Source organism: Marinifilum sp. (assembly GCF_965230805.1).
Taxonomy (GTDB): domain Bacteria; phylum Bacteroidota; class Bacteroidia; order Bacteroidales; family Marinifilaceae; genus Marinifilum.
Genome location: NZ_OZ246019.1, coordinates 3380881 through 3406320 on the forward strand (window position 1 = coordinate 3380881; position 25440 = coordinate 3406320).

Here is a 25440-nt window from a genome sequence, read left to right on the forward strand (position 1 = left end):
TATGGGAAATTCATGGAGGTTTCCAGTCTGCCTAGTGGGTAGGCAGCTTAAACCAATAAATAATTTAATATTAAATAAGATGAAAAATATTGGAATATTATCTGTATTGATAATAGTTAGCTTAATAAGTTTTAGCTGTCAAAAAGTAAGTGAAAATGTAACAGTTTCCGGAACGATAAAGGGACTGGAAAAATTGAATAAAAAAGTGCCAAGCCATGTTTATTTGCACCATGGCTTCATACATGAAAGTATCCCCATTCAAAAAGATGGTTCCTTCCAAAAAGAAATTCCACTTTCAGAACCTGTTTATTGTTCTATTACGATTGGCAAGATGCAACAGCAAGTGATCCTACTGAAACCAGGCGAAAATTTAGAAGTATTTGTTGATTTTAATAAACCATTGGAAGAGGCATTAAGCTGCGGTGGAACATTGGGTGAATACGCTAATAAGTTAATAGAAATAGAAAAGCCTTTGAAGAAAAAGTATTTGTACCAGCTTTATACCGAAGATGAATACATTGCAGAAATTGAGGCACTAAAAGCAAATGTACTTGCTATGGTTGACACGCTGATTAGTGATGCCGATTTACGCAGACAACAGATAATTAGGGTTGAAAATGATATCCGTATTAAATACCAGAACTACCGCAAAGAGATTCTTTCGATATATAAGGATCGTGTTCTTTCCGACAAGTTTAAATCAAAAATTAAAGATTTAAAAATGGATGACATGGAGGCGTTTAATTATTCAATGGATTTTCGTCGTTATGTGTTAAGAGACATATATGACACTTTGTATTATAAATATTACAAACACAATGGGGAGTGTTATGGAAAAGCAGGTATTTCTGCGATTAGTAAGCTGAAAAATGACTTGATAAAGGATCATGTAATTGTTTCTTCACGCCTTAGTATGTTGAGAAGCGATGTTCGTAAGGAAGCCTATGAATTCTTAATTTCTAATGCTACAGACCCAAGAGCCAAACAAATTGTTGAAGAGGCTTACCAGCAAATTGCTCCTGGTAAAAAATTGGAATCGTTTACCTACAAATCATACGATGGTAAAATGGTTTCGCTCGAAGACTTTAAAGGCAAATACGTTTACATTGATATATGGGCAAGCTGGTGTGCACCTTGTATTAGACAAATGCCGTACTTAGATACCATAGAGCAAAAATATCATGGAAGAAATATTGAGTTTGTTTCCATTTCGGTTGATGATTTGCGCAACACCGACAAATGGAGAGAAAAAATTGAAAATCTTAATCTGAACGGTATCCAATTGATTTCCGACCAGCGAACAAATTCTCCTTTTCTAGAGCAATTTGGAGTTAAATCCATACCTCATTTCCTACTAATAGGTCCCGATGGTCATTTAGTGGATGGCTATGCACCCCGCCCTTCGAATCCAAAATTGATTGAAGTTTTTGATGGATTAGGATTGTAATGGAGGAGTTCTACCAACTTTATTTAGGCTAGAGTTTATATAAGACAGAGAAAATGAACGAATCAATAAACTTCAGTAGAACGTGTATTTTTTTAAACAAAAAAGCATGATTAAATATTTCATTTTGGTTTTGTTAAGTGTTTCAAACTTTGGGATACAACTATCAGCTATAGCTAATAGTAAACCAGGAAAGCATAGCAATATCATACAAATACAAAATGAGCTTGGTGTTGAAAAGGAAGTAGCCAAGCTTGAAAAAAGAATCCAAAAGAATTATACAAAAATGCTGGGCGCAACAGTAATTATTGGAAACTTTAATAATCGTGCAACTGGTGTAATTGTTTCAGAGGATGGTTTAATATTAACAGCAGCGCATGTTGCCAAAAATATTTCCAAAGCTGGAACTATCGTTGAGCTAAGTGACGGACGTACATTCAAACCTGAAATACTAGGAAGAAATGAAAAGTTAGACTGTGCACTTCTTAAAATACAGGGAGCAAAAGACTTACCCTTTGCAAAAATTGGGAAAACTTCTCAGATGGTCGGAGGTGAAGCCTGTGTAATGGTTGGCTACTCAGAAATCACCAAAACAAAGCGCAAACCGCATATCAGGTTAGGATTTGTAAGTGGCAAATCCGTAAACGGATATCTAAGAACCAGTGCCAACATGAAACCGGGTGATTCTGGTGGACCACTTTTTAATATGGACGGAGAAGTAATTGGTATTTGTAGCTATAACACCTACCAGAATATTGACGACAACTACTATGTTACCACCGAAACGATAGAGAAATACTGGGAGAACATGATGAAGGGTATTGTTATTGAAGGCAAACACGATTTTAGCAAAGAATATACACCTGTCGAGTCAGCAAACAAAAAATTTGTGCTTACACATGGTAAAAAAAGCATGAACATGGCTTTTAAAAAACAGCTTGAAAAAACAAGGAAATCGGTTGTTAAAATTTATTTAGGTTCAAGCAGTGATTTTAATTCGATGGGAACAATAATTAGCCCCGATGGATATTTGGTTACAAAATATTCCTTGCTGCAATCCGATAAAGTAGTTGTTGAACAATACAATGGAGAGAAAGACACTGCTGAGTTAATTGGCTTTGACCTCCCAAACGATCTGGCTATTCTAAAATTACCTGGCAACAAGTCCTACCCTTGGATCGACTTGAACAAGGCAAACGATGCAAAGCTTGGGGCAATCATTGCCACTGTGGGCAATCAAAACAAAGCCCATCATTCAGGGGTATGTGGCAAAAGCAGTAAACCAATGGACAGTGTAAAAGGATTTTTTGGGGTTTATTTTGATAAAAGCGCCGCGGTTAGCAAAGTCTTTAAAAACCAGGCTGCACAAAAAGCAGGAATTATAGTCAGCGACAAAATACAATCTATTAACAACAAAGAGATATCGGATTATGACGAGCTAATGGAAATTCTTTCCAAAACGTATCCGGGACAAATTATATCCGTAAGCATTTTGCGCAACAACCAGCAAATAAACCTTAAAGTACGCTTGGGCGATTATTTTGATGAATTTGACAGAGTCACTTCTTTTTTAATACCACTCCACAAGCGTAGACGTGGTTTCCCGCTGGTTTTTGGTCATGATATGCCTATTAAGTTAAACGAGGCAGGAACACCTGTAATCAATCTCAACGGAGATGTTCTTGGAATAAATATCGCCAGAAAATCCAGGGTGATATCATACGCAATACCTTCCCTACATGTATTTAAAACTGCAAACAAAATTATCAACCAATCAAAAAATATAAACTAATAAGTAAAAATTGATCAAATGAAAATTAAAAAGTTAATAGCCTATCTTACAGTTTTGCTCATTGTAGCTTCCTGTGGTAATGTTGGAAAAAAACAAGAAGCAAAATTTACATTAAGTGGCACCCTGCAAGGTATCGATAGTGGCATTATAACCATGAGGGCTTTTAAAAGCTCTGAGAATTTGGATACAGCAGTCATTGAAAATGGTCAGTTTACATTTAAGGGCAATTTTCCTCATTTGCAACACGTATCACTAAGCATCCCGGATCGATTGGCTGGTTTATACTTAATTGCAGAAAATGCACACTTAACTTTATCAGGGCACGCTGACACGCTGTATAAGGCTAAAATACATAACAGCCCATACTTAGATGCCATGTCGGATTTTTTTTATTATTTAAACAATCCCGGGAAAGACCCAAGTTCGAGTATAAAGACCTCTAAAAAAATTACTTCATTAAAAGACGTACGAAGTGCTTTTCGTTATTTTTCGCACCCAAGAAATTTACCAACCGGAGATTCTTTGATTCAGGAATATATTTTGGCACACCCTTCCAGGTATGTATTTGATATGATGAAATCTTTTTCAAAAGATAAGCACATAGAAAATCAGAAACGAACCTTTGCCTTATTGCCTGAGGAATTGAAGAACTCTTACGAAGGAAAGTTATTTTTAGAAAAACTGAATTATGATTCAAAATCAAATGTAAGTTTGGAGACTTTTGTAAAAGATGCTTCCAATATTAATTACAAAGTGGATCCGCTTTTTAAAGGGGCAAACTTTAAAGACATCGCTTACCTGAGCAAATTTGATGAGCAAACAATTTGTGCGTTAACAAAAGAGAAACAAATTCTGTTTATTAACAAGCAGGGTAAACTTATTAATTCACTTAAAGTGGATGCCGAAGGCGATGCTGCTAGCATATGCGTTGATGAAGATGCACAAATACATGTGCTGACAAACGTAAAAAAAGAAATTAAATATAAACATAGAGGGAAAGTGTCAACAAGAAAAAGCAATTCGCATTCAAACTATACCCTCCTGAATAGCAAGGGTGAGATACAAAAACAGTTTCGTGTTGCAGGCATAAATAATGTTTCAGGTGCGAAAATTGCACAAGGAAAACTGTTTTTGGCATCAAGTATAGGTAGAAAAGTAATTGTACTGGATCCCAAAAGTGAGAAAATTGTTTCAATCATTAATAACGTTAGACCTTGTTGTCATATTTTAGACATTGATATTTCAACCAAGAATGAACTTATAGTGGCAAACTTAGGAGGATTTAGTGTTGATGTTTATGATTCGAAAGGTGACATCAAATTTGGATTTGGGCAAAGAGGAAGAACCCTTAACGATTTTCATGGGTGTTGTAATCCGGTAAATGTTGCCTCTTTATCAAATGGAGGTATTGTTACGGTTGAAAAATCACCTACCAGAATTAAAGTATACAGCAAAGAAGGAGCAAGCGAGGTAGAAGGGGTAGAAGAACTGGTTAAAGGTTGTAATTATATTCCCATGGCAGTGGATGGAAAAGACAATTTGTATTTAGCTTCTCCTGATAAAGGTATTGTGAAGTGTGTTTCATTTTAATAATTAGAGGTTAAAAATAGAACAACTGTTTTCAAATTTTAAACGAGTAGTTAAGGATTTTTTTCTTAAAATAATTGTACAAAGAAAAAAGTCATGTGATTAGTTCCAAGGAGCAAGCAGGTAAGGTGGCTTGCTCCTTTTTGCATGTTGTAATGTGGGGTAGCAATTGAGAGCATAAAATAATCAATTGAGATAGAGAAAATACCAAGTGGAATATCTATTTGATCAATTATTGGCATAAAAAATCGAATTGAGATCGTACTTTTTTCAATGGGGATGGTAAAACAATAAATTGAGATTGTACTTTTTTCGATTAAGATAGAAAATGAAGTCAGGGGATGCATTGGGAAGTCAATTATTGGGTGCTTTTTTCAAATTGAGTTCGAAATTTGACCGAGGGGATAGGTGAAAAATGAAATTGAGATACTTCCCGACTTAAGGGGGGTTGAAAAATTCCCCGATGGCGAGTCAAAACTTTATCGGGGTCAGTGTTTATAAAGGTTTTCTATCCCTTTATAGTTAAATGCATACTTTTCGATCTTCGTTCTTCCAAAAAACGTAACGACCATATTCGCGAATTGTGCTCATATGGTTTGTAAGCAAAGTATAAGCTCTATCACGTAAAAGCTTACTCTCACTTCGTTCATCTTTGTCGCCATTGGCTGTTGCCAATAGTTCCGACATTGAACTAGTGTGAAGAGTGTTAATAAAACGAATTAAAGTTTTTGAAAATATTTTTCTTTTTACAAGGCAAGGTTTACAGGCATAGCCATAGCTACGGCGAAAAAGCTTAACGCAGTAGAAAGGAAAATAGGTCAAAAAATTAGTTCGGGGAATTAGCATTCTTTACACTAGAAGTAGTCATCGCTTTTCCGTTTAAACTTAGATCGTAATTTACTTTTGCCAGCGGTTCAGGATATTTTCCACCCAAAATGGCTAATTCAACCAAATCCTGAATCATATCGGAATGCCCATCATCTTCTAAAACTCTCATTACTTTCTTTGAAGAATTTTTTAAGTAAATATTGGGTGAAGGTGACTTTTCAAAGAATTTAACTTCTTGTGGCATAAAAATTCCTCAAAATATCCCGATATATATTCGGTAATTTGAGAAAATTTCTACTCGAAATCAGACTACAACAATTCCAATGATTCATTGGGACGCTTATTTCAACAAAATATTAAATGGATTTATTCTATAATAGCTTATCCTGCCTATTACTGGCCAAAAATTAATATATTAAAAGCACAAAAAGCTCAGCAATGTTATAAAGAGAGGGATAAAACTCACATTTGATACACCCATATAGGCTTACAAGTAGTTATATTTATTTAGAGAGGTAATGTTTTAGATTTTTGTATGGAGTTTACCAGCAAGCACATAAGATTGTTTACAAATGGTGATCTTAAGGTTTTCGAAAGAATACACTTAGACATGTATCATTCTTTATGTCTTTATGGCGAGAAAATTATTCCTGAATCGGATATTGTAGAGGATGCGGTTCAGGAGGCTTTTATAGCGCTTTGGGATAAAAGAAAGGATCTCGACAGTATTTTTAGAATCAAAGGCTACTTGTATACCGTGGTTCGCAATAAAATAATTACTCACCTGCGATTGAAAAAGACCGTATCAATCGAAAATAATTTAATTGAAGCGGAAGAAGAGGAAACCGACCTCCAAGTATTAAGAGAAGAAACGTATAAAATACTTCGCTCTGCAATTGAAAACTTACCGGAAAGAACAAAATTGGTAATGAATTACAAGATTGGAGGATACACCAACAAGGAAATAGCCGAAAATCTGAATATATCTGTAAATACTGTAAAGACACTTCAAAAAGTTGGATATACAAAGCTTAGAGAACAACTAAAAGAGAATGTTTTTGCACTGATTTTACTTGCTGAATTATTATAATGCAGGAATTATCACTTATTGATGTAATAGCTGCTTATTTACTGACCTTCAAAAAAAAACAAAAAAATCATTTTTTTGATACGCCCACTTTAAACTTTAGGTAGTTGTATAAATAAACACAGGCATTGACAAATAATTTTATTGCGGTAATATCATGTTTTGTCAATGTTAATATTACCGGAAATGAAGAAAAATATCGAAAAACAAATAAGAAAAGCAGATCAATACGCAAAATCGATCTTGAAGAATGCGAAAGATGATTCTGGATTAAGTGCATCAGAAAAAGAGGCACTTTTATCTATTGAGAATGGAAGATATCAGTCTGAACGAGAACGAAAGATTAAGATTTATCTCCGGAAGGAGAATTGGAAGCGTGTTGAAAAGCAAATTAAGGAAGGAACAAGAACTCCAATTGTTAAAACTTTACAATTTTGGTATTCGGCAGCAGCAATATTGTTGTTGATTGTTCTTGCTGGAGGAGCATATCTGATTTATGATGATTTTAGAACCAATACTCCTGACTTGGTTCAACCAGGATCTTCAATGGCCTATCTCGAGGTAGATGGTATTGAAGTAATAGACCTTGGTAAAAAAGATACAACAGTAATGTTTGATAAACTAAACGCTCGAATTGATTCAGGAAAAATAACTTATTCTGATGGCAACAAGGAATTTAGTGGAAACGATTTTCACAAAATAATTGTACCGCGAAATGCAGAATATGATGTTGTGCTTCCAGATGGAACAAAAGTATGGATCAATTCAGAGTCGATCATAGGTTTCCAACCGAAATACAGTTCCAACATCAGGATTGTTGAATTGAAAGGAGAGGCATACTTTGAAGTTGCAAAAGACAGCTTGCGACCATTTATTGTAAGAACAAATGATATAGATGTAAGAGTGTTGGGTACACATTTTAATGTGAAGGCTTATGGCGACGAAGAATATACTTATGCCACATTAAGTGAAGGAAAGATAATCTTGTTTGTAGATGAAAAAATGATCGAAATGAAGCCTGATGAACAAGTTGTTTTTAATAAAGTTAACAGAGAATATGAAAAGAATGAGGTTGATGCCTCGATTTATACTGCTTGGAAAGATGGTAAGTTTATTTTTAGAGACGAACCTCTGGAAAATATCATGTCTGCATTAAGCAGGTGGTACGATATTGAGGTGTTTTACCCAAATCAGGATATAAAGGATGATTTGTATTCGATGAGAGTAAATCGATATGATGATATTGAAGTTTTATTACAAAAAATGGAAAAAACAGGTGCACTTAGCTTTACATTAAACAAGAAAGCATTAGTAGTTGAGTGATAAAAAAAGGGAAAATGATATTGGCACTATCATTCTCCCGGTAGTTAAATATATGTTTTCACGATTATCTAACCAGTACAAATTTATGGAAAAAAAACTAGACTGGTTCCGCAATTTTATGCGGAACAGGAGAAAAACATTGAGAATTATGAAGTTATCTCTAATGTTTCTGATTATTGGGATGCTGCAGGTTTCTGCCAGCGTGTATTCACAAAACGGGAAATTTAATGTTCAGATTGAAGATGTGGAACTTGCCGATTTATTTTGGGAGTTGCAAGAGTCTTCGGATGTTGTTTTTATCTACAAATCTTCGGATTTAGTAGGGTTTGATAAGGTTAGCATTACAAAAAATAATGCAAGTGTCGAAGAAATTCTTGATGAAGTTCTTGAAGGAAAAAATCTGGAATACTCTATCGACGATGATGTTGTGATTATTAAGCGTAAGCTGATTAAAGAAGAAAACTCCGCAAAAGGAGATGCGCAGCAACAAAAAACTATCAAGGGAAAAGTAACCGACGAAAATGGCAATGCGCTGCCAGGCGTATCTGTTTTTATTAAAGGAACATACACGGGAACTTCTACCAATATGAATGGTATTTATGAAATCACAGTTTCAGAAGGAGCTGTATTGGTATTCTCATTTGTAGGGATGGAAAGTAAAGAGGTTTTGGTCGAAACTCAAACTAAGATAAACCTTGTGATGAAAGAGTCAGCTACCGAATTGGATGGAATAGTTGTAACAGGTTTGGGTTTTTCTCAAAAGAAAGAAACTTTTACCGGAGCAACCACAAAAGTAGATGCACAAAAAATTATGAGTCTCAATCCAAAGAATATTATGCAGGTTTTGGAGATTATTGATCCTGAATTTTCTGTGGTTGAGAGTAACGAATTTGGTTCCGACCCAAATAGATTGCAGGAGATCCGCTTAAGAGGAAACAGTTCGCTTCCAAAAGCAGATGATGCAGGTAGTCTCGAAAGAGCTTTTGAAGGTGATCCAAATGCGCCTATTTTTGTAGTAGATGGTTTTCAAACCTCAATGCGTGAGGTATTCGATATTCCTCCATCAAGGATTGAATCGATAACTCTATTGAAAGATGCTGCTGCAACCTCGTTCTATGGTTCAGTATCATTAAATGGTGTTGTGGTTATAGAGCTTAAAAAGCCAAAAGCTGGAGAACTAAGGATAAATTACAGGCTAATGTCCTCAATAACGGCTCCGGATCTCTCTTCTTATGATTTGTTAAATGCTGAGCAGAAACTCGAGTTAGAGCGAATTAGAGGATTACATCCATTCGACGATGAATATAATGGTAAGCAAATGAATATTGCTAAAGGAATTGATGTGGATTGGATCAATAAACCTCTACGTGTGGGAACGAATTTAAATCATAGCCTTGGCATTAGTGGTGGTTCAGAAACTTTTACATATGGTATCTCTTTTAATGCAAACCCTGAGCATGGGGTTATGAAAGGTTCATCGCGCGACAAATATTCTGGAAATATGACATTTACTTACAGAATCAAGAAGTTTCATTTCCAGAACAGTATGTCCTATTCTGAAACAACTGCGGAAAACTCTCCTTATGGAGTCTTTTCTGACTATGCTAATATGAATCCTTATTTGCCTGCAAAAGATGAAAATGGACAATTGCTTTATAGTATTGAGCCAGAGGGTGTAAATTATCAATTCATGAACCCCTTGTGGAATGCGAGTACTGATATGTTTGATAGAGTGAAATCATCTGTTATTACAAATAATTTTTCAACAAGATATAAGCCATTTAAATTTCTAATTCTGAATGCCCAGATTTCATATAGTAGCACTAAATCTGAATCTGAAATTTTTAAACCGTTTGATCATACCGATTTTTTATCGTCTAGTGATAATGGTTCATATAGCTATGATACAAATCAAAAAAGAACCTACATGACTCGTTTAGGGGCTTCATTTTTCTATGAGATAAATAAACATAATTTTACTTTGAATACTTCGGTTGAGTATAAGAACAACAAAGGGGTAGGTACAGGCTTTACAGCTGTTGATATCCCTTCAGGTAATCTATCTCATCCAATTTTTGCAGGGAAATTCAAAGATAATTCTACCCCAAGAGGGGAAAGCACAATTTCCAGACATGCAGGATATTTGGCTACACTAAATTATGTTTTTGATCATAAACTATATGCCGATTTTACATTTAGAACTGATATTTCCAGTGTATTTGGAGATATTAATCCTTGGGCAAAATTTTGGTCGGCAGGTTTAGGTTATAACCTCGAGAAGGAAAAATTTATTAAAAATATTGGCTTTTCTCAGTTCAGATTAAAGGCATCTATTGGTAATAATGGATCTCAATCTTTTGGTCCTTACCAGGCCTTGAAAATTTATAGAACAAATACCAGTACATATTATTATAATAATGGTGTTGGTGCATTATTAGGTGGTATGGGAAATCGCAATTTAAAATGGCAGACGGCTCTTAATGCAAATGTAAGTGCTGATATTGGGATTTTCAATAATAATTTGATGTTCGACTTTAGTTATTACAGAATTAAAACAAAAGACGCAATTGTATCAAGGTCATTGCCGGGCTATCAAGGTTTTTCAAGCTATTTTACAAATTTAGGTGGTGTAGAAACTGAGGGGTATAGTTTTGGAATTAATGCAAACCTCATACGAAAAAGAGATTTATACTTAAGTGTTAACTTAAATGCAAATCACAGTTCTGAAAAAATGGTTGACATTGGAGATGCCTATGAAAATCAAAATGAAAGACTTTTGAGTGATAAGCAAACATCCCCGTATAACATTGTTAAGGAAGGTACATCAACTTCAGTTCGTTATGTAAGAAAATCTTTAGGTATTGATCCCATGACAGGTAGAGAACTTTTTATGGATGAAAACGGAAATGAAACATTCAACTATATGGATGCGGAAATGATGTCCTTTGAAGAAAATCCGGATTTAAAAGGTTCATTTGGGTTTAGTTTAAGATATAAACAACTAACTATTTCTTCAAGTTTCCAATATCAGGTAGGTGGAGAGAAATTCAACTCTACAGTTTTAAATCGTGTTGAGAATATTGGTAGTGCAAGTTTTACAAACTATGATACCAGAGTATTTGATGATAGATGGCAAAAAACAGGCGACATTGCTTCTTTTAAGAATATTAATGATAGAGAAACAACCTATGCATCATCCAGGTTCCTGCAAGATGCATCTTTCCTTAGATATTCAAGTTTAAACCTTACCTATCGATTTAAACCAGAGAGTATTAAACGCTACGGATTAGAAGGGCTAAGTCTGTCATTTACTACAAATAATCTATTTTATCTACAGCATGTTAGACTAGAGAGAGGTACATCATATCCTTTTGCTCGAACATTTAACTTTTCAGTGGGAATTAATCTTTAAATGAAACGATTATGAAACTAAAAAAAATAAATAAATTATTGCTCCTCATTGTATCAGTTGTGCTATTTGGAGCTTGCGAAGATCACTTTAAAATTGATCCGCTCACTGAAATTGATGAAGCTAAACAATTTAGCTCAAAAACCGGATATTATTCAGCATTGTATGGAGTATACCTGGAAATGGCCGGGTATGATATGTACGGGGCCAAAATGAGGTACTATCTATTTGATGATTTAGCACAAACTTTTGCTGACTCAAAATGGTCTTCTCGATTTGAAGGCTCAAATGGAATGTATGATTATGAAACAAATGAGCCAATAAAAGCCGAGCTAGATCTTTTGTGGAACAAACACTATAACTTAATTGCCAACCTTAATAATTTGTTAGAAAATTTAGAAGATGGTTCTGCCACAAAAGAAATGTTTCCTGATGGGAATTATGAGATTTTAATTGCAGAATCGAAGGCCCTAAGAGCTTTTTTCCATTTTAATTTAGTGAAAATATTCGCCCCTTCAATAGCCAGCGATGAAGCTGCTGATGCAATTCCGTATATGAATAAATTTGATATTAATACGATAGCTCCATCTACTGTTAGGGAAGTATATAATAAAATTATTAAGGATCTGGAGGATGCCGAAGCACTATTAGCAGTTCATGAACCTTTATTGCAAGCCGAAACAGAAGATGAAAAAGATGAAATGCTGGCAACTTATAATGTTAGTAGTGAGGAAAGATTGCGAGAATTAGGTTTTCGTTCAAACAGACTTGCAAGATTCAATTATTATGCTGTTCAGGCATTATTAGCTAAAGTCTATTTGTATGCCGGAAATAATGAAAAGGCCTATGAATATGCGGAAGAAGTATTGAATAATGCTCATCAACAGCTTAATTTTGGGATATCTTTCCTATATCAGGATGGAACTATCTTTGGAGTATCTGTTGATGAAGACGGGCAATATGATAAAGTAAAATCTGATTTTACTACAGAAAGAAAAATCTTCCCCGATAATCTGGAAGCTTTATATGAGGTTGATTTATTAAGCACTTCTGAAGCTGTTAGTATTAGTTATTGGGACTCTGAAGAAGTAAAAGCCTTAAAGCAGCCTGTTGTAGATTGGCTAAACCAGAATACAACTGCTGTCCAGTATTATTATATGGAGGGATCTTCATCATATAATACTGGAACATTTGTTCTAAGAGAGAAGGGAACTTATCTGCCGGTAGAGCCTAGCCCGGGCGATAATGATATTCGTTGGATGAACTTTAAGTATTCCTATTTTTTTAATCAATACTCTGTATTAGTTAATTCGAATTGGGTATCTCCAATACATAAAAAAGGACTCAATTATTTTGACTTATTAAATCATCATGAAATAAAATTAATTGCTGCTGAAACTGCAAGTTCTACGGCAGATCAACTTCAGCACTTAAATGAACTGAGGGGCATGTATAGTTTGGCTCCGCTAGAAACTACTGATATTGATACCGAAGAAAAACTGGAAATAGAAATTGAAAAAGAGTATAAAAAGAACTTTTATGGAAAAGGAGAACTCTTTTTCTATTTCAAACGAAAAAATAAAGATACATTCAAGGGAATCAATCAGTTTCCAGTTGAGAATGCCATTGATGATAATATTTATGTTTTACCCTATCCTTTAGGTGAAGGATTCTAAAATTATAAATTATGAAAAAAATAATCATATTAAATATCATTTTGATGTTTGCTATATGTTCATGTGATCAGGGTTTTATGGACTTTGATACTAGCAAAGCTTCGCTATATTTTACCCAAACTAGTGTTGAAAAAGTATTTTATGCTTCCGATAAAGATACTTTAGAAGTAAATTTAACTATTAATACTACGGGTATAATAGGAGAAACTGACAGGTCATTTGCTCTTAAAATAATTAATGACTCTACCAGTGCCTTATCTGGTTTTGATTATGAGCCCCTTAAAGAAAGCTATATATTTAAAGCTGGTGAGACTTCAGCTAATGTCAACATAAAACTGTTTAAGAATGATTCGGTTGATGTGAGAGCTTCTCGATTGTACTTAGGATTTGAGGAGTTGAATGGATTTAGACCTGGTCCGTTGGAAAATGCTTTTGTTGATATTAAAAGCTCAAATGTTATTGAAAAACCCGATCATTGGCCCTATCAGTATGGACAATTTAGCCCGGAAAAATTCAATATCTTCTTCCTGATCACAGGATTTGATTCATTTCCTTCAGAATCAGATTTTGCTTCTGGTTCTGCTACAAGATTATATTTAATGTCTTCTGTTTCCTATGCTTTAAAAACCTATTGGGCAGAAAATGAGATTTTAGATGAAAACGGGAATCCTGTTCCTTGGTAAAAATTATTTAAATCAGAAAATTATGAAAAATAATATAGTATACATATTTATATTGTCTTTGATAATCTCCTCCTGTCTGGAACATGAGGATCTTGACATCGATTACAATGAACTTAATAAAATAACAATAACCGGTATAGAAGATTTATATGAGGTTGTAGCAGGAGAAAATATTTTAATTGAACCAGAAATATCTCAAACACTTCCCAGCTCTGATCACAGGTATGTCTGGGTAACCAGATCTGTTACCGGAAAATTGGATACGCTTTCTATATCTGAATCAACTCCTACATTGGATGTTCCTGTAAATTTAATCCCAATGGCAGATAATTACGAACTTGAGTTGTATGCTTACGATAATAATACAAATGTTTTTGAACGTTTTGAGTCTGAGTTATCTGTATCTACAGATGTTGCTTATGGCTTATTGGTATTGAGTGATCTGGACGGTACAGCTAACTTGGATTATGTTCGGTTTGATGGCGAGATTATGAATGATATGTTCCAAAAATCAAATTTGAACAGATCGCTTGGTGAAAAACCAATTAGAATTAATTATACACCAGGACGTGTCCCCGATTTAGGGCGAGTATCACATATTAGTATACTTTGTCAAAATGAAACAGGAGGCCAGATCCTTGATCCCGCGACTCTTATTAGTACAGGAAGCATCAAGGATAAGTTTGCTTTTTTAAACGATGACATTTCAAAGATTAGAAATATAGCAACACTAACAGAAGGATATAAATGTAATGTAACTTCTAGATATTTTTTTGACGATTATGTTTTAGGAACTGCACATAAACCTCATGATGCAATTTTAATTGATAATAGTGTATATCAAGGAGAAGTTCTTTTAGAATATCCAATAACCGGGATAGAGCAGTTTCAATTTAATCTTCATAATGATATTAAATATGCTCCTGTTGGTGGTTATTTAATTGCATTTGATACAAGCCTAAAACAATTCATTGCTATTAGACAGGGCTATAGCAGTTCATACAACCCAACTACTAGATTTCTTCCTATTTATAGTAGTGATTTTAGTAACCCATCCGGTCCTTTTGACTTTACTGTTTTAAGAGGAGGTTTGGGTGTGAGCGAATATGGGTATGGCGATTCTGGTCACTGTTATATTGTTAAAGATGATGTTTCAGGTGAGTATAAATATTTATCATTTGCTTGCAGTGGGAGTTCTGTTTATGGATCGGGGCAATTATTTAAACCTGTTAGTATTGATAGCTTTACTGAAGACTCTCATGTGGCTTTTTCAAATTATGAATTTGGATTTTATTATATAAATTCATCAAACCAACTAGTTTACTGTGATGCATCTACAGATACACACACCATTATTGATGATTCATTTGGTGGCTTGGAGGTTACTGCAATGAAAATTAAACCTATTGCCAATAGAATCGATAATACAAAACTTGAAACTTACCGTTTATATGTTGCTACTTATGAAGGTAGTGGGCGTACCGGTAGTGTAAGAGAATATCATGTAAATACTGATGATAACTCAGATGTTACACATATGGCTACTTACGAAAATGTTGGTGGTAAAATTGTTGATATGGATTATAAATTTAAATAATTCGGATAATCATTAATATGAACCCGGCTGAATTTTTTGGCTGGGTTCTTATTTCCAAAGCAAATTTATACAATCAAACACTTACCCAGAAAAAAAACGACTGCTTAATCTGGGATATAAAGTTGTTAAGAAAACTAAACAAAAATGAGATTTACACAGTTAGCAACTTGTGTTGCTGTAGGTATTTTATGTCTTAATTCTTGCTTAAGCAAACAAAAAGGATACACTATTCATGGGAAAGTGAATGGATTTACAGAAGGCGAAACCATATTCCTGAGGAGTTGTGATGAAAACATGTATGTTGATTCTTGTGTCATTGAAAATGATGAATTTGTATTAAAAGGGCAAGTAAATTATCCTAAACAGTTTTACTTACATAGTCGTTTGGGCCAAGAAAAATTGGCACTAACTTATATCTATGTCGAGAATACAAACTTTGAAATTGAAGGAGACTTTGAGAATTTTAGGATATGCAAAATAAAAGGAGGGAATGCGCAGCAAATTGAAAATAAGTATTTGTCTCAGGTAGCTGAAATGATCTATGAGGCTGATACACTTTCTTCATACTTGAACAAAAATTGGGATAAACTTCCTGATGACGAAAGGAAAAAAATATCGCTCAGGAACAGGGATATTTTTAAGCATACTAGGAAAATAGAGCTACAGTTTTTAAAAGATAATTTTAATTCATATCCTGGGCTGGATCGTCTGGCTAAAGTTCCTCCTATGCTATCCTCTGACGAAATAAAGATGTTTTACAATCAACTTTCAGATGAACTTAAAAATACCACTAAAGGTCAGGCAATTTATACAAGGTATTTCAATAAGCCGATTGCTTTGGGCGAACAATATGAAGATTTTGAAGCAAAATACATTAATGGGGAAACGTTTCAGTTTTCCGACCTATGCAGTAAAGACAAATTTGTTTTGTTGAATTTTACCGGTGTCCATTGTGGTTGGTGCAAACAATTTGATAAACTATTGGCTGAAAAGTATGATAAAATTAAAGATAAAGTTAGTGTAGTATACTTCTATAACAATCGTAAGGAAAAAGAATGGATCGATCATGTAAAAAGAACTGACTACCCATGGCTTGTTGTTTCTGATTTAAAAGGTAGAGAAAGTCCGGTTGTTATCAAGTATAACGTTACTGGAATCCCACGTCAGTTCTTAATCAACAAGAACGGAACAATTATTAAAGATAACTCAGGCTATCGACCTGAATTTTTAAAAGAATTGGAAGAACTACAAGCAGAATGATATGAAAAAGTATTTTCTAACTCAGATTTTAATGGGGATAGTAATAACTATCACGTTTTTAGCATGCAATAATTCCGAAAAGCAAACAAAGGAAAGCTTTGTTATGCATGGTGAAATTAAAGGATTGTCAAATGGGAAAATCATCATTATAAACAAGGATTCCGTTTATAATGATAAAAATAAACATGTATCTGTACCTGTAAAAGATGGAGTGTTTAAGATAATAGGAGACTACCCTTCTCCTTCAGAAATCAACTGTATGATTAAAGAAGAAGACAGAATTTTGGGTAGTATGAATTTTTTTGCTGAGAATACTAGTATGAGAGCTATTGGTCATGCTGATAGTTTAGGAAAGGCCGGATACAAAATTAAAATTGTGGGTGAGGAGTTTGGAAGTGAATTGAAAAAGTACTATGAATCATTAACTGAATTCAATAGAAAATCTTACGAAGAATTGGGTATTAAGGAACTTAATCATCAATTCTTCAACTCAGGAAAAATGTTGAGTCCAAAAGAAAAGGCCCAATTAAAGAATAAAATCGATCAAAGGATGGAAGTGCGTAACAAACAGAGTGCCGAATTCCGTTTGGATTACATCCGAAACAACCCTGCATCTCAGGTTTCTGTTTATCTCATTGAAGAAGGTATGGAAGGCAAAAATCTGGCCCAAATTGAGTCGGAAATCAGCTTGTTAGATGCGAGCTGTTATGTGTTGCCAATGTATGCACGCCTTATGGATAAAACTGGAGAAATGAGAAGAACGGAAGTTACCTATGATGATCTATTTCCTGGTATTTCAAATATAAGCTACAAGTTGGATGATAAATACGATGGTTCTGAAATTAAAGATGTCATTTATTTAGGGGTGTTTTCTGATAATAACCTATGTGCAATTACCAAAGATGCAGAGCTTTTGATCATCAACCAACAGGGTGAAGAAATAAAAAGATTTAAAATTGATGTGGAAGGGAAAGCCACTACAATTGCAGTTGATGATGATGACAATATTTATGTTGTCCATAGTATTACTGAGAGAAAAATTGAAAAAATTAGAGGGAGAAAACGATCCCGAACGATTCCTAAAGAAAGCCTCTGTAGCATTTTTGATAGAAGTGGAAACCTACTTAAAAGCTACAAGTTGAAAGGGATATTTTTATCAAGTGGAGCCAAGCTTACAGGTAAAAAGCTTTTGGTAGCTGATGCTAGTAAAAAAAGAATAGGGATTTATAATGCAGTAGACGGAACGCAATTGGCTACGATTGAAAGCCTTCGTACTTGTTGTGGTATTCTTGATATTGACGTAAGAAAAGAAAAGCAGATATTGGCCACAGGCTTAGGGGGATTTAATGTGGTAGGTTATGACTTTAGTGGAATTAAAAATCTAGAATTTGGTCAGCGTGGAAGGGGGATCAATGATTTTCATGGCTGCTGTAATCCGGTGAGTTTGGCCTATATATCAAATGGTGCCATTGTTACAGTTGAAAAGGATCCAACCCGTGTAAAAATATACAGCCAAACAGGAGCAAAGAAAATTGAAGGCATAGAAGAATTAGTAAAAGGCTGTAGTCATATTCCTTTGGCAATAGATAGCAAAGATAATTTGTTTTTGGCCTCAGCTAAAAAAGGAATTGTTAAATGCGTGAGAACCAATTAAAAGAGTGGTAATATAAACTCTACCCCAAATTAGTAACTAATAAAATCTCATACACATTATGATATACAAAATAATAAAACTGGAGCTGAAAACCTTGTTTTTCACTCCTATAGCCTGGCTGGTTTTAATCATTTTTACGGCCCTTTTAGGAATCAGGTATACGGATATACTCGATGGCCTGTTTGATCTTATTAAAATGAATAACAAACCTGGTAGTATAACAATAAGATTGTTTGAAGTTGGTTTGTACAAGAATATTGCCGACCTCTTGTTTTTGTTTATCCCTGTGCTGACAATGGGACTTATTAGTCGTGAAAAAAGCAGTGGAACCATCAAATTACTTTATTCATCGCCTCTCAGGATGAGGACGATTATTCTTGGTAAATATTTTGGACTATTAATTTATTCACTCCTTTTTTTAGTTGTTATTACGATTATTATTTTTAATACTCGCCCATTTGTTGCAAATTTTGATATGGGAACGGCACTTTCAGGACTTATAGCCATATTCCTGTTAATTGTGGCATATACGGCAATTGGTCTATTTATGTCAACCCTTACAAATTATCAGGTTATTTCTGCATTGGCAGCGATGGTTTTTATTAAAGGGTTGAGCCTGTTAAACGGTTATGCCAGTTCTGTCTCAATAGTTGGTGATATTGTTAATTGGTTGGCTGTAACTGATCATTCTGTAAGGGCAATTTCTGGATTACTAAAATCGGCAGATATTGTCTATTTTATTGTATTCGCAATCATGTTCCTGTTTTTTAGTGTTTTTAAACTTCAGTCAGAAGGGCAAACGAAATCAGAAAAAAGAAAAACATGGCTTAAGTCTGTGATGGTACTATTAATTGCAATAGGCATTACTTCTTTTTTTGCAGCACCTTCCAGAACCACGTGTTGGGATTTAACAAATAGCAAAAAACACTCATTAAACCCTTACAGTCAAAAGGTGTGCGACTCACTGGACAGAAGTGAACCCCTTACAATTACTACTTATGGAAATATTATTGCAAATTATCAGGTTAGGTTCGGAAAACAACAAAAAGATCAAATGAAATTTAATTTGTATCATAAACATATCCCCAAAATACATTTAAAGTATGTCCCATATTATGACAAAAAAGTGAAAACAAAGTCGCATATTCAAAAACTTGACGCCTTTGAAGAGATTGAAAAAGCAAGCAGATTTGCTCAGTATGATAAAAGAAGAATTGATGATGTTTTGGATATTGAAGACATTGATTGCAAAGATGAAATTAGAGCGTTAGGTGGTCATGTGAGAAAATTTGAGTATAAAGGTAAAACGGAATTTTTATGCGCTAGAATGCTACCGAATAGCCCGGAGGCAATTGAAAGGGAGGTTGTTACATTGCTTAAACGTTTTTTGGTACCGAGTTTAAATGTTGTTTTTCTGGATGGGCACCAGGAACGAAAAACACACACTGATCATAATACTATTGTAAATGATGGGAGTTTTTTAACCGGTCCAACTCCAAATGATCTCCCTAAAGACTGGACAGCTATCTCTTCAAGTTTTATTTACAGATATTCGTTGCGAAATAGTGGCTTTAATGTGTCTGCGATTGATTTTAATATGGAAGATATCCCTTCTGAAACAGATGTTCTGGTTATTGGAGATCCTAAAGTGATGTATCCTTCTGAAAAGATTGAAAAACTTAAAAATTATATTGATGGCGGTGGAAATCTAATTATTGCCGGCGAACCGGGAAGTCACGCAATACTTAACCCTATCCTTGAATATATTGGGGTTGAGTTTTTACCGGGGGTTGCTGTAAAGGAAACAGAGTATATAGGAAAAACTGCAAAGGATCCAAGTGTTTTCTTGAGCAAGTGTTCAACGGAAGACAAAGAGTTGACAGGGACCAATGTTAAATATATGGATTTTAATGGTGCAGGAGGTTTACGAATCTCTGATACGAATAAATTTGAAATTGCTCCTGTTTTCTCTACTACTGATGAGTATTGGCTGGATAGAGAAGGACCGGATAAGAATTACCTGGTTAAATACGATTCAAAAAAAGGAGAAAAAAAAGGCATTGTAAATGTAGTTTTGAGTTTAAATAGGAGTATACATAATAAACGGCAAAAAATTATTGTTGCAGCTGATGCTGATTTTCTTAGTAACCAGAAAATTATAGCTAGGGGGTCTAATCTGTCATCGCAGTTAAATTTTTGTTATGATATTTTTAATTGGTTCGCAAATGGAGAATATCCTATTCGCCTTGTACAGCCAAACTTCTCTAAAGAAAAATTGGAAATGACAAATGAAATAATTGCCCGATTAAGAACAATTTTTATTTGGTTAGTTCCGGGCATTTTTGCCCTTCTTGGGTTTATAATATTGTTTATAAGGCGAAGAATGTAAACCTGCTTATTATTTAAATTAAATAACAATCAATAGAAAAAATCATGTCAGATAAAATCGTAAGAATAGAAAATCTTTCACATAAATATAGTAAGGACTGGGCCATAAAAGATATCAACTTTGAAATTGGCAATAATGAAATTCTTGGTTTATTAGGTTCAAATGGAGCCGGAAAATCCACGACAATGAATATTCTTTGTGGTGTATTAAATCAAACCGAAGGGAATGTATATATCAACGGTATCAATATGCGCAAAAATCCGATTGAGGCTAAAAAATATATTGGATTTTTACCTCAAAAACCACCGGTATATCCTGATTTAACGGTAAGAGAGTATTTAACACATTGTGCTTACTTGAGACTGGGGCCAAAATGTAAAATTGCTAAAGCTGTAGATGAAGCGCTTGAAAAATGTGGTCTGACTTCTATGAGCAAACGGGTAATCCGAAATTTATCAGGAGGGTATCAACAACGCGTTGGCATAGCACAGTCTATCATCCACAAGCCCAAGCTGGTTGTGTTTGATGAGCCCACAACAGGATTGGATCCTAACAATATTGTAGAAATTAGAGCCCTTATTTCTGAAATTGCAGAAGACAGGGCAGTTGTATTATGCTCACATATTTTACCTGAAGTCCAGGCGACTTGTGGAACAATAAAAATGATAGAAAAAGGAAAGCTGGTATTCTCAGATACCATGGAAGCTTTTAACGATTATATCGAACCAAATACCATTAGTCTGGCACTGGAAAATCCTCCATCAAAAGAGGACATCCTTTCAATTAATGGAGTGAAGGAGGTGAGAAACCTTAATGGCAATAAATTTCAAATCGTATTTGATACTTCAATAAACGTATCACGTGCCATTGTAAATAAATGTATTGAAAAGGATTGGGGCTTGTTGGAGATTGTGCTTGAAAAACAATCCCTTGATCTTATTTTTGCTCACTTGTCAGGTAAAAACTCAAAATAATAGAGCGTATGAATAAGTTAGTCAGAATTGCAAAGTTGGAGCTTAGTACTTTGTTTTTTTCTCCAATAGCCTGGATCGTATTATTTGTTTTTTCATTATTATGTGGAATTTCTCTTTTTGGTTTTCTTGAGGAAACTTTTTTACTACAGCTTTTTTATGAAGAAGGCTCTGGTCAAACACTGTCATTCCTTGTGGATGGAGATTCAGGGTATTTTAGATTAATTCGAACAACCTTATTTGTTTTTATCCCATTGCTAACCATGGGTATCATTAGCAGGGAAAATCATAGTGGTTCCATAAAACTTTTATATTCATCACCGATAAGAATTCGTTCGATTATTGCTGGAAAATATCTAGCCATTTTGGTGTATGTTTTTCTTTTAATGTTTATCGCTTTTATTGGAGCTTTTTATACAATGTTTTATATCGAAAATGCCGATTTTAATATTGTTTTATCAGGTTTGTTAATTCTTTTCTTAATGGCTGCAGCTTATGCTGCCATTGGACTTTATGTTTCTTCTTTATCGCACTACCCGGTTGTTGATGTTATTGTTACAATAGCTATCCTGGGCTTTTTAGATTTAATGCTGAGTTTGGTTAGGGAAGTACCCGTTGCCCGTGATATATTCTATTGGTTTTCATTATCACAGCACACAAGAATAACCTTAATGGGCCTCATAACCACTGGCGATATTGCTTACTTTTTAATGATAATCATCTTGTTTTTATCATTAACCTGGTTTAAACTCAATTTAAACAGATTGTCGTCAAGAGAAAAAATGATATCAAGACTAAAAATGTTTGGAGTAATTTTATGTATTGCTGCGATAGGATATATTTTAACCCACCCAAAATATACCTATTACAAAGATGTTACACGGAATCAATCCAATACTATTGGGACAAGGTTACAAAATGTACTAGAACAACTTGATGGTGAGCAAATAAAAATGACCAATTATGCAAATATATCAGGTGGTGATTACGCATGGTTAATTCCTAAGTCTCAGATGTTGGATAAATCTATATTGGAATCCTACAGACGCTTTTTACCTGATATGAATGTGGATTATATTATGTATGTCCCAATTGATGGTAAGTTTGAAGATTTGAATGAACTTGGTCAGAAAAATATTGAGAAAGCCTTAAATCAGCATAAGATGAAGCTGGGGAAAGATGTTGTAACCTCAGGTGAATTGAAAGACAAGATTGATTTGAAAACATTGGCTAATAATATGTCGGTTCGTGTACTAGAATATAAAGACAGGAGGGCTATAATTCCTATACAGTATAGTTCTAATGACCTTGCAAAAGAGCAAGAATGGACAGCAGCCTTTTTGAATTTGGCTGATTCTTGCTGCCAGGTCGCATTTTTAACCGGAAATGGGGAGCGAGCTTATACTAATAGCTATGACAGAAAAGATAATTGGGGTTATTTCTTTACTCACAGAAAACTCCGAGGGTCACTTATTAATCAGGGCTTTGAAATTAGGGAGGTTGATCCCCGGAATGCTATCTCTGAAGATGTTGACATTCTGGTTATTGCCGATCCAACTTCTGCTTATTCAGAAGAAGAAATGACAGTGATACATAATTATGTTGATAGGGGAGGAAACTTAATAATTGCAGGTGAACCTGAACACCGGGGAAGCCTAAATCCCTTACTCTCATATCTTGGTGTTGAGTTGTTGCCTGGAGTAATTTACAACGATGATGCAGTAAAACATGCTCCAGATTTGATTACGGGCTATATGAATCATACTTATGGTATAAATAGTGAATTTTCATTGGAGGAATACGGAGGTTCCATTAAAATTGGTTTTCCTGGTGCTACAGCTTTGAAATATGAGGAAATTAAAGGATTTAAAGTGACACCATCCATAAGAACTAAGCAAGACTATACCTGGATGGAAGCTGAGAAAATGACTAATCTACAAATGGTAAAATATAATCCTGAGCTTGGAGAGAAGAAAGAGTCGTTTGCTTTAGGAATTGACCTGGTTAGAGAAATAAACGGTAAGCAACAAAAAATAATAATTTTTAGTGATGCAGATTTTATTACTCAAAAAGGGAGTGAAACTGCTTCAAGAACAGGGAGTCATTCCAATTTTTCACTAATCACTGAAATTGTACCCAAATGGTTTACAAATTCATTGCTGCCTCCTAAAACCGTTAATATTGCTGGAACCGATACTAGTGTTACAATCGGTTTATCTGGCCTAACTATTATAAAACTCATCTTTTGGGTATTGATACCTCTCTCAATTTTAAGTTTTGGGTGTATTATACTTATTAAACGCAAAAGGATGTAGTTGAACATTTAATTATAAAAAATTATACAACAATGAAAAAAATAGGATTACTGATATTCGCTGTTTGTTTAAGCATTCAAATATATGCCGAACAGGTAAAAGTAAATGTAAACATCAATAACCATAAGGGAAAACAAACATTATTGATTGTTAACGGTACTTCTCATAATTTCAATCTTAATGAAGAACATAAGGCAAGTCTTGATCTGGATATTTCAGAAACAAGCTGGGGCAGGTTTAAATATATGGGTTCATTATTAGTAGTTGATTTATTACTGATTCCCGGAAAAGAAATCAATATTGAGTTTGATGCGAAAGCCAGTCATAACGGAGTAATGGGTAAAATAGGCTTTCCTGTGGCTATTAAATGTGACGATGGAGGGATCAATGAGTTTTTGCTGAACTATCAGATTGATATTTCGGAAAGTCAATTGGCACCCTTTAGTATAGAGGATAGAGCAAAATCATCCGATGAATTAGCTGTACGTTTTGATGAGGTCATAAATAATGAATTGAAAAAGATTGATAAGCTTGGGACAGGTGTAAAATACAAAGAACAGCTTTCTTCATACATCAAAAATACCGTTGGTAACTCATTTCTGGGGTTTGCTTTCGAAAAAATGCGAAAAGGATATATTGTAAATTATGGAGATGCTTATTATCAAAAAATCGAATCTATAATTGAAAATAATGAAGAATCTGCATTCAATGAGTATAGCTTACAATATATTAAAGATGCAGTTTTCCTTATTTCATCGCGAAATACAGATACTAAGGCAAAAGTGTATACTAAAGCCGTTAATTATGCAGATAGTTTAAATATCAGGCCGCTAACAAGAATGTTGATATGGAAATATGCGTATGAATGTGTTGAAAATCACGGTATTGATGGTACCAAAGAAATGAGAGACGTTTTTGAAAAAACCTTTGCAGATACTCCGCAAGCTATGGATAGATTTAATTCTTTCATTAAACCATTTTTGATAACAGAAAAAGGGATGCCATCTCCTACATTCAATTTTAAAGATGTAAACGGTAAAATGGTTTCCTTAGAAAGCCTGAAAGGAAAATATGTCTATATCGACCTGTGGGCCACATGGTGCGGTCCGTGCAAGAGGGAAATTCCATTTTTGCAAAAGCTCGAACATGCTTATGCTGGTAAAGACATTTATTTTGTGAGTATTTCTACCGATTTTCCTGATGATTTAGAAAAGTGGAAGTCGATGGTAAAAGAAAAAGAACTGGGAGGAATTCAATTGCATATTGGAGAGGATAAAGAATTTGTTAAAGCTTATAAAGTAAAAGGAATACCTCGTTTTATTTTACTTGACAAAGAAGGAAAGATTGTTGATGCGAATGCTCCCAGACCTTCATCTCCAAAAGTTCGAGAATTGTTTAATGTTTTGTTGTAAACTTTTAAATTAA

At 34.4% G+C, this 25440-nt stretch carries 17 protein-coding genes; 15 read left to right on the plus strand and 2 right to left on the minus strand.

Annotation, left to right across the window (positions count from 1 at the left end; genetic code table 11):
- The first annotated feature begins 79 nt into the window (after window positions 1-79).
- The 3 genes from ACO05S_RS13590 to ACO05S_RS13600 all read left to right on the plus strand — a co-directional run bounded on the left by ACO05S_RS13590 (window position 80) and on the right by ACO05S_RS13600 (window position 4826).
- Window positions 80-1447, plus strand: coding sequence for a TlpA family protein disulfide reductase (locus ACO05S_RS13590; protein WP_421918552.1), 1368 nt, complete (start codon window positions 80-82; stop codon window positions 1445-1447).
- Window positions 1448-1553: 106 nt separating this feature from the next.
- Entirely contained in the window at window positions 1554-3236 is a 1683-nt protein-coding gene (locus ACO05S_RS13595; protein WP_421918553.1) for a S1C family serine protease, read from the plus strand.
- Window positions 3237-3254: 18 nt separating this feature from the next.
- Entirely contained in the window at window positions 3255-4826 is a 1572-nt protein-coding gene (locus tag ACO05S_RS13600; RefSeq protein ID WP_421918554.1) for a DUF4369 domain-containing protein, read from the plus strand.
- Window positions 4827-5345: 519 nt separating this feature from the next.
- On the opposite strand, the gene ACO05S_RS13605 is transcribed toward ACO05S_RS13600, so the two are convergent.
- Window positions 5346-5510: a hypothetical protein gene (locus ACO05S_RS13605; RefSeq protein ID WP_421918555.1), complete on the minus strand. Its 165-nt coding sequence runs from the start codon at window positions 5508-5510 to the stop codon at window positions 5346-5348.
- 139 nt (window positions 5511-5649) lie between these two features.
- The gene (locus ACO05S_RS13610; protein ID WP_421918556.1) at window positions 5650-5820 is read right to left on the minus strand and encodes a hypothetical protein; all 171 of its coding nucleotides are present in this window, start codon (window positions 5818-5820) and stop codon (window positions 5650-5652) included.
- A gap of 441 nt (window positions 5821-6261) precedes the next feature.
- On the opposite strand from ACO05S_RS13610, the gene ACO05S_RS13615 reads away from it, so the two are divergent.
- From ACO05S_RS13615 to ACO05S_RS13670, 12 genes are all read left to right on the plus strand, one after another.
- The gene (locus ACO05S_RS13615; protein ID WP_421918557.1) at window positions 6262-6741 is read left to right on the plus strand and encodes an RNA polymerase sigma factor; all 480 of its coding nucleotides are present in this window, start codon (window positions 6262-6264) and stop codon (window positions 6739-6741) included.
- Window positions 6742-6924: 183 nt separating this feature from the next.
- Window positions 6925-8061, plus strand: a complete 1137-nt coding sequence (locus ACO05S_RS13620) for a FecR domain-containing protein (RefSeq protein WP_421918558.1) — start codon at window positions 6925-6927, stop codon at window positions 8059-8061.
- 148 nt (window positions 8062-8209) lie between these two features.
- Complete coding sequence (locus ACO05S_RS13625; RefSeq protein WP_421918559.1) at window positions 8210-11473, plus strand: SusC/RagA family TonB-linked outer membrane protein; 3264 nt, start codon at window positions 8210-8212, stop codon at window positions 11471-11473.
- Between the two features lie 11 nt (window positions 11474-11484).
- Complete coding sequence (locus ACO05S_RS13630; protein WP_421918560.1) at window positions 11485-13146, plus strand: RagB/SusD family nutrient uptake outer membrane protein; 1662 nt, start codon at window positions 11485-11487, stop codon at window positions 13144-13146.
- A gap of 11 nt (window positions 13147-13157) precedes the next feature.
- Window positions 13158-13829, plus strand: a complete 672-nt coding sequence (locus ACO05S_RS13635; RefSeq protein WP_421918561.1) for a DUF4843 domain-containing protein — start codon at window positions 13158-13160, stop codon at window positions 13827-13829.
- Complete coding sequence (locus ACO05S_RS13640; RefSeq protein WP_421918562.1) at window positions 13801-15426, plus strand: PKD-like family lipoprotein; 1626 nt, start codon at window positions 13801-13803, stop codon at window positions 15424-15426. Before ACO05S_RS13635 ends, ACO05S_RS13640 begins: the two co-directional genes overlap by 29 nt.
- Before the next feature lie 144 nt (window positions 15427-15570).
- Window positions 15571-16686: a thioredoxin-like domain-containing protein gene (locus tag ACO05S_RS13645; protein WP_421918563.1), complete on the plus strand. Its 1116-nt coding sequence runs from the start codon at window positions 15571-15573 to the stop codon at window positions 16684-16686.
- A 1-nt stretch (window position 16687) separates the two neighbouring features.
- The gene (locus ACO05S_RS13650; protein ID WP_421918564.1) at window positions 16688-18340 is read left to right on the plus strand and encodes a DUF4369 domain-containing protein; all 1653 of its coding nucleotides are present in this window, start codon (window positions 16688-16690) and stop codon (window positions 18338-18340) included.
- 58 nt (window positions 18341-18398) lie between these two features.
- Window positions 18399-20729, plus strand: a complete 2331-nt coding sequence (locus ACO05S_RS13655; protein WP_421918565.1) for a Gldg family protein — start codon at window positions 18399-18401, stop codon at window positions 20727-20729.
- A 44-nt stretch (window positions 20730-20773) separates the two neighbouring features.
- Window positions 20774-21703, plus strand: coding sequence for an ABC transporter ATP-binding protein (locus ACO05S_RS13660; RefSeq protein WP_421918566.1), 930 nt, complete (start codon window positions 20774-20776; stop codon window positions 21701-21703).
- Between the two features lie 8 nt (window positions 21704-21711).
- On the plus strand, window positions 21712-24015 hold the full coding sequence (locus tag ACO05S_RS13665; protein ID WP_421918567.1) for a Gldg family protein: 2304 nt from the start codon (window positions 21712-21714) through the stop codon (window positions 24013-24015).
- Window positions 24016-24047: 32 nt separating this feature from the next.
- Window positions 24048-25427, plus strand: a complete 1380-nt coding sequence (locus tag ACO05S_RS13670; protein ID WP_421918568.1) for a TlpA family protein disulfide reductase — start codon at window positions 24048-24050, stop codon at window positions 25425-25427.
- Window positions 25428-25440: the final 13 nt, after the last annotated feature.

Coding starts and splice junctions, on each gene's coding strand:
- ACO05S_RS13625 (WP_421918559.1), top strand. CDS start 8,210: ATGAAGTTATCTCTAATGTTTCTGATTATTGGGATGCTGCAGGTTTCT.
- ACO05S_RS13635 (WP_421918561.1), top strand. CDS start 13,158: ATGAAAAAAATAATCATATTAAATATCATTTTGATGTTTGCTATATGT.
- ACO05S_RS13650 (WP_421918564.1), top strand. CDS start 16,688: ATGAAAAAGTATTTTCTAACTCAGATTTTAATGGGGATAGTAATAACT.
- ACO05S_RS13645 (WP_421918563.1), top strand. CDS start 15,571: ATGAGATTTACACAGTTAGCAACTTGTGTTGCTGTAGGTATTTTATGT.
- ACO05S_RS13600 (WP_421918554.1), top strand. CDS start 3,255: ATGAAAATTAAAAAGTTAATAGCCTATCTTACAGTTTTGCTCATTGTA.
- ACO05S_RS13630 (WP_421918560.1), top strand. CDS start 11,485: ATGAAACTAAAAAAAATAAATAAATTATTGCTCCTCATTGTATCAGTT.
- ACO05S_RS13665 (WP_421918567.1), top strand. CDS start 21,712: ATGAATAAGTTAGTCAGAATTGCAAAGTTGGAGCTTAGTACTTTGTTT.
- ACO05S_RS13620 (WP_421918558.1), top strand. CDS start 6,925: ATGAAGAAAAATATCGAAAAACAAATAAGAAAAGCAGATCAATACGCA.
- ACO05S_RS13655 (WP_421918565.1), top strand. CDS start 18,399: ATGATATACAAAATAATAAAACTGGAGCTGAAAACCTTGTTTTTCACT.
- ACO05S_RS13615 (WP_421918557.1), top strand. CDS start 6,262: ATGTATCATTCTTTATGTCTTTATGGCGAGAAAATTATTCCTGAATCG.
- ACO05S_RS13590 (WP_421918552.1), top strand. CDS start 80: ATGAAAAATATTGGAATATTATCTGTATTGATAATAGTTAGCTTAATA.
- ACO05S_RS13595 (WP_421918553.1), top strand. CDS start 1,554: ATGATTAAATATTTCATTTTGGTTTTGTTAAGTGTTTCAAACTTTGGG.
- ACO05S_RS13660 (WP_421918566.1), top strand. CDS start 20,774: ATGTCAGATAAAATCGTAAGAATAGAAAATCTTTCACATAAATATAGT.
- ACO05S_RS13610 (WP_421918556.1), bottom strand. CDS start 5,820: ATGAGAGTTTTAGAAGATGATGGGCATTCCGATATGATTCAGGATTTG.
- ACO05S_RS13670 (WP_421918568.1), top strand. CDS start 24,048: ATGAAAAAAATAGGATTACTGATATTCGCTGTTTGTTTAAGCATTCAA.
- ACO05S_RS13605 (WP_421918555.1), bottom strand. CDS start 5,510: ATGTCGGAACTATTGGCAACAGCCAATGGCGACAAAGATGAACGAAGT.
- ACO05S_RS13640 (WP_421918562.1), top strand. CDS start 13,801: ATGAAAACGGGAATCCTGTTCCTTGGTAAAAATTATTTAAATCAGAAA.